Source organism: Allobosea sp. (assembly GCF_036675845.1).
In the GTDB taxonomy this organism is placed as follows: Bacteria; Pseudomonadota; Alphaproteobacteria; order Rhizobiales; family Beijerinckiaceae; genus Allobosea.
On the sequence record NZ_JAKFED010000002.1, the window covers coordinates 1 to 11,384 of the forward strand.

General features: G+C 67.8%; 10 protein-coding genes. 5 read left to right on the forward strand and 5 right to left on the reverse strand.

Annotated features, from left to right (window positions below; all coding sequences use genetic code 11):
- Nucleotides 1-90 precede the first annotated feature (90 nt).
- On the forward strand, nucleotides 91-1,137 hold the full coding sequence (locus V6M56_RS00040) for a histone deacetylase family protein (RefSeq protein WP_332680499.1): 1,047 nt from the start codon (nucleotides 91-93) through the stop codon (nucleotides 1,135-1,137).
- Between the two features lie 183 nt (nucleotides 1,138-1,320).
- Here the strand turns inward: V6M56_RS00040 and V6M56_RS00045 are convergent, their stop codons facing one another.
- The gene (locus tag V6M56_RS00045) at nucleotides 1,321-2,877 is read right to left on the reverse strand and encodes an acetolactate synthase large subunit (RefSeq protein ID WP_332680500.1); all 1,557 of its coding nucleotides are present in this window, start codon (nucleotides 2,875-2,877) and stop codon (nucleotides 1,321-1,323) included.
- Between the two features lie 253 nt (nucleotides 2,878-3,130).
- Here V6M56_RS00045 and V6M56_RS00050 point away from each other — a divergent pair, with 253 nt between their 5' ends.
- From V6M56_RS00050 to V6M56_RS00065, 4 genes are all read left to right on the forward strand, one after another.
- Nucleotides 3,131-4,099, forward strand: a complete 969-nt coding sequence (locus tag V6M56_RS00050) for an ABC transporter substrate-binding protein (RefSeq protein WP_332680502.1) — start codon at nucleotides 3,131-3,133, stop codon at nucleotides 4,097-4,099.
- A gap of 202 nt (nucleotides 4,100-4,301) precedes the next feature.
- A complete protein-coding gene (locus V6M56_RS00055; protein WP_332680503.1) occupies nucleotides 4,302-5,075 on the forward strand; it encodes an ABC transporter permease in 774 nt (257 codons plus the stop codon).
- The gene (locus tag V6M56_RS00060; RefSeq protein ID WP_332680505.1) at nucleotides 5,072-5,857 is read left to right on the forward strand and encodes an ABC transporter ATP-binding protein; all 786 of its coding nucleotides are present in this window, start codon (nucleotides 5,072-5,074) and stop codon (nucleotides 5,855-5,857) included. The genes V6M56_RS00055 and V6M56_RS00060 overlap by 4 nt, the downstream gene beginning before the upstream one ends.
- A gap of 311 nt (nucleotides 5,858-6,168) precedes the next feature.
- On the forward strand, nucleotides 6,169-7,401 hold the full coding sequence (locus tag V6M56_RS00065; protein ID WP_332680506.1) for a cyclopropane-fatty-acyl-phospholipid synthase family protein: 1,233 nt from the start codon (nucleotides 6,169-6,171) through the stop codon (nucleotides 7,399-7,401).
- Here the strand turns inward: V6M56_RS00065 and V6M56_RS00070 are convergent.
- The 4 genes from V6M56_RS00070 to V6M56_RS00085 form a co-directional block, all read right to left on the reverse strand.
- Complete coding sequence (locus V6M56_RS00070) at nucleotides 7,365-7,952, reverse strand: HutD/Ves family protein (RefSeq protein ID WP_332680508.1); 588 nt, start codon at nucleotides 7,950-7,952, stop codon at nucleotides 7,365-7,367. The two genes, V6M56_RS00065 and V6M56_RS00070, sit on opposite strands and share 37 nt — an antisense overlap.
- Before the next feature lie 197 nt (nucleotides 7,953-8,149).
- Nucleotides 8,150-9,817, reverse strand: a complete 1,668-nt coding sequence (hutU, locus tag V6M56_RS00075) for a urocanate hydratase (protein ID WP_332680510.1) — start codon at nucleotides 9,815-9,817, stop codon at nucleotides 8,150-8,152.
- The gene (gene hutG, locus V6M56_RS00080; RefSeq protein ID WP_332680511.1) at nucleotides 9,814-10,623 is read right to left on the reverse strand and encodes an N-formylglutamate deformylase; all 810 of its coding nucleotides are present in this window, start codon (nucleotides 10,621-10,623) and stop codon (nucleotides 9,814-9,816) included. Before hutG ends, hutU begins: the two co-directional genes overlap by 4 nt.
- Nucleotides 10,624-10,833: 210 nt before the next feature.
- Nucleotides 10,834-11,384 (reverse strand): aromatic amino acid lyase (locus tag V6M56_RS00085; protein WP_332680512.1); only part of this gene is annotated, 551 nt, incomplete at its 5' end.

An 11,384-nucleotide genomic window follows, 5' to 3' on the forward strand; every position in this document is an offset into this window, starting at 1 on the left:
GCGCCGCCGGCTGATCCTGCGCGCTGGCGGTGTCGGGTTTTTCGTGGCGGTATGGCGCTCCTCCGAGCCCGCGAAACGAGTCGAACCCGCATGCGCGCCTTCTACCATCCCGAACAATCGCTCCATGATCCGCAGCAATATCTGCGCTTCGGCCGCGTCGTCGCGCCCAAGGACCTGCCGGAGCGGACCGACAGATTGCTGGCCGCGCTCGCCCGCCACGGCATTGCGCCGGAGCCGCCGCAGGCGCATGGCACGGCGCCGATCCTCGACATCCATGACGAAGGCTTCATCAGCTTCCTCGAAACCGCCTGGGCGCGCTGGCAGGAGCTGCCGCCCGAGCGCGGCCCCGAGGTCTGGCCGAGCACCTTCCCCTATTGGAGCGGCAGGCCGGACGAGGACAAGCGCCCGCCCTGCCGCCCGACCGGCTTCATCGGCCAGCTCGGCTGGTATCTCGGCGATCTCTCGGTGCCGATCGGCGAGCATTGCTGGCTCTCGACCCTGCGCTCGGCCGAGACGGCGGTCTCCGGCGCCGAGGCCGTGCTCGCCGGCGAGCCCGCGGTCTATGCGCTCTGCCGCCCCTCCGGCCACCATGCCCGGGCCGACCGCGCCACCGGCTTCTGCTATGTCAACAACTCGGCGGTCGCGGCGCAGCGCCTGCGCAGCCGCTACGGCAAGGTCGCGATCCTCGATGTCGATGCCCATCACGGCGACGGCACCCAGCAGATCTTCTATCGCCGCGACGATGTGCTGACGATCTCGATCCATGCCGACCCGTCGAACTACTATCCGTTCTTCACCGGCTATGACGACGAGCGCGGCAACGGGCCGGGCGAGGGCTTCAACGTCAACCTGCCGCTCGTCCATGGCGCCGCCGGGCCGGAGATGGAGGCGGCGGTCGACCGGGCGGCGCGGGCGATCCGTGAATTCGGCGCCGACGCCCTGGTCGTGGCGCTCGGCTACGACGCCCACAAGGACGACCCGATCGGCGTGCTGAAGCTGGAGGCTGCCGATTTCGGCACCATCGGCCGGCAGGTCAAGGCGATGGGCCTGCCGACGCTCGTGGTTCAGGAAGGCGGCTACGCCATCGAGGCGATCGGGGAATGCCTCGATGCGTTCCTGGGCGGGTTCAGCAAATAGAGAAGGGCGCGGGGAACCCTCTCCTGGAAGGAGAGGGCAGGGTGAGGTGTAGGCCGCTGGGCCAGTGCCGCGAGCGCCGACCGCGCGGTCGGGTTCACGCTGACGATTTCCCTTCCGAACACCTCACCCCTGCCCCTCTCCTTGCAGGAGAGGGGTTCCCCGCGCCTTATGACCACCGCTTCCTCAGATCACCGCCTCGATCAGGAACGGCCCCTTGCGGCCGAGCGCGCCCTTGAAAAGCTTGGTGAACTCCTCGGCGGTCGTCGCCCGTCCGGCCTCGACGCCCATGCCCTTCGCCATGGCGACCCAGTCGAGCGCCGGCTGGTCGAGATTGAGCATCTGGGTGGCGTTGCGGCCGAAATCGTTGACGCCGACGGCCCGCATCTCGCCATGCAGGATCGCATAGGTCCGGTTGGCGAAGATCACGGTGACGACGTCGAGGTTCTCGCGCGCCTGCGTCCACAGCCCCTGCACCGTGTACATGCCGCTGCCATCGGCCTGCATGCCGATCACCTTGCGGTCGGGGCAGGCGACGGCGGCGCCGATGCAGAGCGGGATGCCCTCGCCGATCGCGCCGCCGGTGAGCTGCAGATAGTCGTGCTGCGGCGCGTGATGGCACTGCGCGTAGAACATCCGGCCCGACGAGATCGATTCGTCGCAGATGATGCTGTTCTCGGGCAGCAGCGTCGCGACGATGCTGCAGACCTTGTCGGCGTCGAGCGCGCCGGTGGGCAGTGCGGCGTTCTCGGGTGCCGCCTCGGCGATGAAGGCCGGCGCGACGGCGCGGGCGGAAAGCTCGTCGGCCAGCGCCGCGATGGCGCCGGGCAGATCGTCGCCGGGCGCCGCCAGCGTCGCGACGGCGCAGCCGTCATGGATCAGCCGGCCCGGCTTGCCGGGATAGGCGAAGAAGCCGACCGGCACCTGCGCGCCGACCAGCACCAGCAGGTCGATCGTCTCGAGCTGCTGCAGCGCCAGGTCGATCGGGTAGGGCACCTTCGGCAGGGCGACGCGGCCGGCGCCGCGCTCGATGCGCCCGTTCGACATCTGGCCGAAGAGGCGCGCACCCGTCGCCGCGCAGATCCGCGCCGCCATCGCCATCGGCTCCTCGCGCAGCGCGAGCCCGGTCATCATCAGCGCGGCGCGCGAGCCATGCTTGCGCAGCAGCGCCGCGATCTCGCGCACCAGCTCCGGCTCGGGGCTCTTCAGCGCCGGCACCGGCGTCGGTGAAAGCGCCGCCGGCTCGACGCTGCCCCAGGCGCAGTCGGCCGGCAGGATCACGGTGGTGACGCCGGGCAGGGAGAGCGAGGCGGCATAGGCCTCGCCGATCGCCGGGCCGACATCCTCAGGGCTCGCGATGCGCCGGACGAAATGCGACATCGGCGCGGCCAGGCCCTCGATGTCGCTGGTCAGCGGCGCATCGTGCTGGAGATGATAGGTCGCGTGGTCGCCGACGACGTTGATCATCGGCGTCCGGGCGCGCCTGGCATTGTGCATGTTGGCCAGCGCGTTCGCCATGCCCGGCCCGCAATGCAGCAGCGTCGCCGCCGGCTTGTCGGCCATGCGGGCATAGCCGTCGGCGGCGCCGGTCACCACGCCCTCGAACAGGCCGAGCACGCAGCGCATCTGCGGCTTGCGGTCGAGCGCCGCGACGAAGTGCATTTCGGAGGTGCCGGGATTGGCGAAGCAGACATCGACATCGTTGACCAGCAACGTGTCGCACAGGCGGTCGGCGCCGTTCATTCGGGAAACCTCGTCGCGATGGCGCGGCGCGCCGGGGAGGCGAGGGGATGAGATATGCCTCCTCCTGTCAAACAAGAGAAATTCATCACCTCCCCCAGCGATGTTGATGCCGGCTTGACGTATTTGCATAGGCATTTAACCTGCTTTGGAACAAGGGTTGCATGGTGCCGCGCCAAGGCCTGCGCTAAAGCCAAGGCCTGCGCTAAGGCTCGCCACGCGGTATCGGCGCCAAAAGCAGGGGAAGGGTTTTCTAATGACGGTTTTGAAGCGCATCGGAGCGGCGGCCGGAATCGGCCTTGCGGCTCTCCTGGCGGCGGGCGGCGCACAGGCACAGACCAAGGTCACCATCGGCATTTCCGGCTGGACCGGCTTTGCGCCGCTGGTGCTCGCCAAGGAGGCCGGCATCTTCGCCAGGAACGGCCTCGACGTGACGATCAAGAAGATCCCGCAGAAGGATCGCCATCTCGCCATCGCCTCGGGCGACATCCAGTGCGCCGCGACCACCGTCGAGACCTGGATCGTCTGGGATGCGGCCGGCATCAAGACCAAGCAGATCTTCCAGCTCGACAAGAGCTATGGCGCCGACGGCATGGCGGTGCGAGCTTCGACCAATTCGATCAAGGATCTCAAGGGCAAGACGGTGGCCGCCTCCGCGCCCGGCACCTCGCCCTATTTCGCGCTTGCCTGGTTCCTCAAGGAAAACGGCATGTCGATAAAGGACGTGAAGGTCGTCAACATGGAGCCAGGCCCGGCGGCCCAGGCCTTCATCGCCGGCCAGAACGACGCCGCCATGACCTATGAGCCCTATCTCTCGGCCGTGCGCGACAAGCCGGACGCCGGCAAGATCATCGCCACCACGCTCGACTATCCGATGGTGATGGACACTTTCGGCTGCACCCCGGCCTTCCTCGCCGCCAACGATGCCGCCGCCAAGGGGCTGACCAAGGGCTATTTCGAGGCCCTCGAGATGATCAAGACCGACAAGGACAAGGCCTATGGCATCATGGGCGCCGATGTGAAGCAGTCGGGCGAGCAGTTCGGCAAGTCGGCCGGCTTCCTGCGCTGGTCCGATGCCGAGGGCAACAAGAAGTTCTTCTCCGGCGAATGGCAGGCCTTCACCGCCAAGGCGGCCGACCTCTTGCTCGAGATCGGGCTGATCAAGGTGAAGCCCGACCTCAACTCGCTGGTCGAGACGAAATACGTCGCCGGCGGCGCCAGCTGAGCGCTCATCTCACCAATCTAGGCGCGGGGAACCCTCTCCTGTAAGGAGAGGGCAGGGTGAGGTGCAGGCCGTTGGACCAGTTCCGCGAGCGCTCTCCGTGTGGTTGGGTTCAGGCTGACGATACCCCTCTCGCACACCTCACCCCTGCCCCTCTCCTTACAGGAGAGGGGATCCCGCGCTTCCTCTTGCAAGCAATCTGCTCATGAAACCCCTCCAGCCGGTCTCCGGCGGCGTCCGCATCGGCTTCGGCGTCGCCTTCTTCGCGCTTTTCGTCGCCTTCTGGTCGGTCGCGACCTTTGGCGGCTATGTCCAGAGGCTCTTCCTCGCCGATCCGCTGACCATGGTGGCCGAGGGCTGGAACCTGCTCGTCGTCCACGGCTTCATGTTCGACATCGGCATGACGATCTGGCGCGTGCTGGGCGGCTTCGTCCTGGCGGTGATCGTGGCGCTGCCGCTCGGCATCCTGATGGGCGCCTACAAGCCGGTCGAGGCCTTCCTCGAGCCCTTCGTCTCCTTCGCGCGCTATCTGCCGGCCTCGGCCTTCATCCCGCTGCTGATCCTCTGGGCCGGCATCGGCGAGACGCAGAAGCTCCTGGTCATCTTCATCGGCTCGGTCTTCCAGCTCATCCTGATGATCGCGGTTGCGGTCGGCTCCGTCCGGCGCGACCTGGTCGACGCCGCCTATACGCTGGGCGCCGGCGATGCCTCGGTGGTGCGCCGCGTGCTCCTGCCCAATGCGGCGCCGGAGATCGCCGAGATCTTCCGGCTCGTCCTCGGCTGGGCCTGGACCTATGTCATCGTCGCCGAGCTGATCGGCTCCTCCTCCGGCATCGGCCACATGATCGTCGACAGCCAGGCGCTGCTCAACACCGGCCAGATCATCTTCGGCATCATCGTCATCGGCCTGATCGGGCTGATCTCCGATTTCCTCTTCAAGGCGGTCAACCAGCGCCTGTTTCCGTGGGCGCAGGCGTGACGAAGCTGATCATCGACAATGTCGGAAAGGTCTTTCCGGCCCGTCATGGCGGCCAGGCGACGCGGGCGCTGATGCCGACCTCGCTCTCCGTCGGCGACAACGACTTCATCACCATCCTCGGCCCCTCCGGCTGCGGCAAGTCGACCCTGCTGCGCATCATCGGCGGGCTGGAAACCGCGAGCGAAGGCAAGGTCGTGCTCGATGGCGCGCCGGTCATCGGGCCGGGCGCCGACCGCGGCTTCGTCTTCCAGAGCTACACGCTCTTCCCCTGGCTGACGGTGGCGCAGAACATCGCCTTCGGCCTGCGCGAGAAGGGCGTGCCCGAGCGCGAGCGGCTCGACATCGCCCGCGGCTGGGCCGAGCGCGTCGGGCTTTCCGGCTTCGTCGGGCATTTCCCCAAGCAGCTCTCCGGCGGCATGCAGCAGCGCACCGCGATCGCCCGCGCGCTCGCCAACGATCCGAAGATCCTGCTGCTCGACGAGCCCTTCGGCGCGCTCGACAACCAGACCCGGGCGCTGATGCAGGAAATGCTGCTCGGCATCTGGGAGCGCGAGCAGAAGACCGTGCTCTTCGTCACCCACGACATCGAGGAGGCGATCTTCGTCGGCTCGCGCGTCGTGGTGATGAGTGCCAGGCCCGGCCGGATCAAGGCCGACATCGCCGTCGACCTGCCCCATCCCCGGCCTTACACGATCAAGACCTCGCCGGCCTTCGTCGCGTTGAAGGAGCGGCTGGTCGAGGAGATCCGGGTCGAGGCCGTGCTGGCAGCCGAAGGACACTGAGGCGCACTGAGGCGGTTTCCGGTCCGGCTCCAAGCCGTCATTGCGAGGAGCGAAGCGACGAAGCAATCCAGGGGCAGCAGCGCTCGACCTCTCCCTGGATCGCTTCGCTTTTGCTCGCAAGGACGGGCCGCGCGGCCGGCCGCCCGCTGCGGCTCTGGCGAGTCGGGGGGCTCCATCCTATCTTTCAGATCATGGCGCTGACCGCCGCGGCATGCGGCCAGCGATGATCGGAGTTGCATCCGCCCATCTGCCGCACCGTGCGGCCCGTTCGCCATCTTATCTGCGAAGGGGCACTGCCATGAGGTGGAGCCATGCGCACGCTGATTGCGAGAATGCTGTCCCGGCTGGTCCGGGAACCCAGAATTGACGTCGTCTTCGCCGATGGCTCGCTGCACTCGGCCGGATCGGGCTCGACGCCGGCGGTGCGGTTGCGCATCGCCGATCGCGAGACCGAATTGCGGCTCGCGCTCGATCCGGAGCTGGCTCTCGGCGAGTCCGTGATGGACGGCCGCGTCATCGTCGAGCGCGGCACGCTCTACCAGCTGCTCGAAGCCCTGGTCTGCGGCCTTTCGCGCCAGCCGCCTTCGGCCTGGGCGAAGGGGCTGGAGCGGCTGCGGACCTCGGTCAGGCGCCTGACGCAGCACAACACGCCGGGCTGGGCCAAGCGCAACGTCCATCACCATTATGATCTCAAGCGCGAATTCTTCGAGCTCTTCCTCGATGCCGACCAGCAATATTCCTGCGCCTTCTTCGAGCGGCCGGATGCCTCGCTGGAGGAGGCGCAGGCCGCCAAGAAGCGCCGGATCGCCGCGAAGCTCGCCTTGAAGCCCGGCCAGCGTGTTCTCGATATCGGCAGCGGCTGGGGCGGGCTCGGCCTGAGCATCGCGCGCGAGACGGGCGGGCACGTCACCGGCATCACCCTGTCGCAGGAGCAGTTCGCCCGTTCCAACGAGCGCGCTGCCGAGTCCGGCCTGCCGGTCGAATTCCGCCTCCAGGACTATCGCGACGTGAAGGAGCGCTTCGACCGTGTCGTCTCGGTCGGCATGTTCGAGCATGTCGGCGTCGGCTTTTACCGCAACTATTTCCGCAAGATCCGCGACCTGCTCGAGGATGACGGCGTCGCGCTGATCCACACGATCGGGCGCGCCACCCCGCCCGGCGCGACCAACCCGTTCATCGCCAAGTACATCTTCCCTGGCGGCTATATCCCGGCGCTGTCGGAGATCGCCGCGGCGGTCGAGAAGGAGGGCCTGATCATCACCGATGTCGAGGTGCTGCGCCTGCATTATGCCGAGACGCTGAAGGCCTGGCGCGAGCGCTTCCTCGCCCGCCGCGGCGAGGCGGTGGCGATGTATGACGAGCGCTTCGCCAGGATGTGGGAGTTCTACCTCGCGGCTTCCGAGGCGAGCTTCCGCTATGACGGGCTCGTCGTCTTCCAGCTCCAGCTCGCCAAGCGGCTCGATACCCTGCCGATGACGCGCGACTACATGGCGCCCGCCGGAGCCGCTCAGCGCAAGGCGCCGGTCCACAGATCGATCGCGTAGAGCTCGCCGGCGTCGTCCCCGCAGTCGAGGCTGGCGCTTTCGCCGGCCTCGATCACCAGGCTGTCCCGGGCTCCGAGCGCATGGGTTCCACCAGTGGTTTTGGCACGCCATTCGCCCGAGCCGGCGAACAGCACGAGCAGCTCGCCTTCCGGCGCGATCGCGATCGGCGCCGGCCCTGACAGGCGTCGAACCCGATGGCGGACCCGGCCTCGCCGGGTCATCACGTTGAGGTCGGTGATCGGCCCGTCGATGAGCTCCCCGACGACCGCGGCGTCGCCGGCAAAGGCATGGGGCGCGGAGCCGGGCCGCAACGTCACTGTCCCATGCGCGCCGAAGGCGAGCGCGATGCCGTTGCCCGTGAGCACCGACAGGGTCCGATCGACGCCGGGAAACAGCGAGAACGGCCCGTCGCTCGCGACATCAGCCATCGAAATGCGCCAGTCGAAATCGTCGAGCGAGGCACCTTCCGGATGAATTGCAATCTCGGTCGTGCTGCCGCCGCCGTTCTTCCACGGCATGACGCGGCAGTCCTGGTAACGGATGATGCGCATCAGGTTCGTTCCTCGGATTTGCGGAACGGGGCCGCTCCCTTCCGTCATGGTCGGGCTTGTCCCGACCATCCACGTCTTCGTTGGTCAAGGCCGGTGTTCAAGACGTGGATGCTCGCCACAAGGGCGAGCATGGCGAATTGGAGCCGCGTCGGGGCCGTGGGCGTTGCCATGTACCGCCGGAATGACGCGGGGGCTGCTCAGCCGAGAATCCCCGGCAGCTTCAACCCCTTCTCCCGGGCGCACTCCACCGCGATCTCGTAGCCGGCATCGGCATGGCGCATCACGCCGGTCGCCGGGTCGTTCCAGAGCACGCGCTCCAGGCGCTTGGCCGCCTCGGGCGTGCCGTCGGCGACGATGACGACGCCCGAATGCTGCGAATAGCCCATGCCGACGCCGCCGCCATGGTGCAGCGAGACCCAGGTCGCGCCGCCGGCGGTGTTGAGCAGCGCGTTGAGCAGCGGCCAGTCGGAGACCGCGTCCGAGCCGTCCTTCATCGCCTCGGTCTCGCGATTGGGCGAGGCGACCGAGCCGGAATCGAGATGGTCGCGCCCGATCACGACGGGTGCCTTGAGCTCGCCCTTCGCCACCATCTCGTTGAAAGCGAGGCCGAGCCGGTGGCGGTCGCCGAGGCCGACCCAGCAGATCCGCGCCGGCAGGCCCTGGAACTGGATGCGCTCGCGCGCCATGTCGAGCCAGTTGTGCAGGTGCTTGTCGTCGGGCAGCAACTCTTTCACGCGCTGGTCGGTGCGGTAGATGTCCTCCGGATCGCCCGAAAGCGCGGCCCAGCGGAACGGGCCGATGCCGCGGCAGAACAGCGGGCGGATATAGGCCGGCACGAAGCCCGGGAAGTCGAAGGCGTTGTCGACGCCCATGTCCTTGGCCATCTGGCGGATGTTGTTGCCGTAGTCGAGCGTCGGCACGCCCATCTTCTGGAAATCGAGCATCGCCCTGACATGCTCGGCCATCGACTTCTTGGCGGCTTGAATCGTGCCGGCGGGGTCGCGCTCCTTGCGCTCTTCCCATTCCTCCAGCGTCCAGCCGGCCGGCAGGTAGCCGTTGAGCGGGTCATGGGCCGAGGTCTGGTCGGTGACGACGTCGGGGCGGATGCCGCGGCGGACCATGTCGGGGAAAATCTCGGCGGCATTGCCGAGCACGCCAACCGAGACGGCCTTGCCCTTCGCGTGAGCGGCCTCGATGATCGTCAGCGCCTCGTCGACGCTTTCCGCCTTCTCGTCGAGATAGCCGGTGCGCAGGCGGAAATCGATGCTCGACGGCTTGCACTCGACGGCGATCATCGAGGCGCCGGCCATGGTCGCGGCCAGCGGCTGGGCGCCGCCCATGCCGCCGAGACCGCCGGTCAGGACCCATTTGCCCTTGAGGCTGCCATTATAGTGCTGGCGGCCGACCTCGACGAAGGTCTCGTAGGTACCCTGAACGATGCCCTGGGTGCCGATATAGATCCAGGAGCCGGCCGTCATCTGGCCGTACATCATCAGCCCGAGCTTATCGAGATGATGGAAATGCTCCCAGTTGGCATAGGCCGGGACGAGGTTGGAATTCGCGATCAGGACGCGCGGCGCATCGGCATGCGTCTTGAAGATGCCGACCGGCTTGCCGGACTGGACCAGCAAGGTCTCATCGGCCTCGAGCGTGCGCAGCGAGGCGCAGATCCGGTCGAAATCCTCCCAGGTGCGGGCCGCGCGGCCGATGCCGCCATAGACCACGAGCTCGCCGGGCTTCTCGGCGACGTCGGGATCGAGATTGTTCATCAGCATGCGCAGCGGCGCTTCGGTCAGCCAGCTCTTGGCCGAAAGCGTGCTGCCATGGGGGGAGCGGATGACGCGGCTGTTGTCGATGCGGGTCATGACGGGGTCCGTTCGAGCTGTGTGGCGGCGGCCAGCGCTGCCTCGATCATGGCGGAGAGGGCGGCTTGCAGGCTGGCGGCCTTGCTGGCGTCGAAATTCCAGGGCGGCGCCTCCTCGGTGAGATAGGCCGAGAGCGCGATTTCCATCTGGAGCGCGTGCACATGCTCCGCCGGCTGGCCGTAATGCCGCGTGATCCAGCCGCCCTTGAAGCGGCCGTTGACGACCTGGGTGAAGGCGGCCCCCGCCATGGCGGCGACGGCGGCAGCTTCGACCGCGGGCGCGCAGCTCGCGCCCGAATTGGTGCCGAGATTGAGTGTCGGCAGCGTGCCCGGGAACAGCCGCGGGATCACCGACTTGATCGAGTGGCAGTCCCAGAGCAGGCAGAAGCCGTGCTGCGCCCTGGCGTGCTCGACCTCGGCGGCGAGCGCCGCGTGATAGGGAAGGAAATAGGCTTCCCGTCGCCGCGCGATCTCGGCGGTGTCGGGCGGCGTCGTCCAGATCGGCTCGCCTGAAAAGGTCGTGGTCGGGACGAGTTCGGTGGTTGCCTGGCCCGGATAGAGCGAGACGCCGGCGGGGTCGCGGTTGAGGTCGATGACATAGCGCGACAGGCCGGCCTCGACGATGGTCGGCTGGAAGCGCTCGGTGAAGGCATAGAGCTGGCGCATATGCCAGTCGGTGTCCTCGACCTGCCGCCCGCGCGCGTTGAGCGCCGAGGCGACCTCGTCCGGCAGGCCGGTGCCGGGATGCGGCATGGACAGGACGAGGGGAGACGAGCCGCGGGTGACGGTGACGATGTCAGGTGGCATGGCCGTGGCTCCAGCGCTGTCGAAGAACCGCGGGGAACCCCTCTCCTGTAAGGAGAGGGGCAGGGGTGAGGTGTAGGCCCGAACTCGTTGGCCCGAACCGAGGCGCGCGGTGAGGGGCGCGCCCCGCTGGTCCAACGGCCATCCCCTCACCCTGCCCTCTCCCTACGGGAGAGGGTTCCCCGCGCCTCTTCCTGTCGCGGTTCGCATCCCTCACGCGCCGAACTCCCCAAAGCTGTCGAGCCCTGCCGCCCGTCCCAGCGCGCCGGACAGCACCAGCTCCGTCGCCGCCGCGAGGTCGGGCGCGAGATAGCGGTCCTCGGTCAGCGGCGCGATCTTCTCGCGGATCAGTTTCAACACCGGCTCCAGCCGCGGCGAGGTCTTCATCGGCCGGTGATGCTCGATCGCCTCCGCCGCCGCCATCAATTCGACCGCGACGATGCTCGCCGCGTTCTTCGCCATCTCGATCAGCCGCCAGGCACCATGGGTCGCCATCGAGACATGGTCTTCCTGGTTGGCTGAAGTGGGGATGGTGTCGACGGAAGCGGGGTAAGCCTTCTGCTTGTTCTCGGAGGCGAGCGCGGCGGCCGTCACCTGGGCGATCATGAAGCCGGAATTCAGGCCGGCATCGCGCGCCAGGAAGGGCGGCAGCCCGCTCATCACGGGGTCGACCAGCAACGCGATCCGGCGCTCGGCGAGGTTGCCGATCTCGCACAGGCCCATCGCCAGCATGTCGGCCGCGAAGGCCACCGGCTCGGCGTGGA

Coding starts and splice junctions, on each gene's coding strand:
- V6M56_RS00070 (WP_332680508.1), bottom strand. CDS start 7,952: ATGCGCATCATCCGTTACCAGGACTGCCGCGTCATGCCGTGGAAGAAC.
- V6M56_RS00065 (WP_332680506.1), top strand. CDS start 6,169: ATGCGCACGCTGATTGCGAGAATGCTGTCCCGGCTGGTCCGGGAACCC.
- hutG (WP_332680511.1), bottom strand. CDS start 10,623: ATGCCACCTGACATCGTCACCGTCACCCGCGGCTCGTCTCCCCTCGTC.
- hutU (WP_332680510.1), bottom strand. CDS start 9,817: ATGACCCGCATCGACAACAGCCGCGTCATCCGCTCCCCCCATGGCAGC.
- V6M56_RS00055 (WP_332680503.1), top strand. CDS start 4,302: ATGAAACCCCTCCAGCCGGTCTCCGGCGGCGTCCGCATCGGCTTCGGC.
- V6M56_RS00050 (WP_332680502.1), top strand. CDS start 3,131: ATGACGGTTTTGAAGCGCATCGGAGCGGCGGCCGGAATCGGCCTTGCG.
- V6M56_RS00040 (WP_332680499.1), top strand. CDS start 91: ATGCGCGCCTTCTACCATCCCGAACAATCGCTCCATGATCCGCAGCAA.
- V6M56_RS00045 (WP_332680500.1), bottom strand. CDS start 2,877: ATGAACGGCGCCGACCGCCTGTGCGACACGTTGCTGGTCAACGATGTC.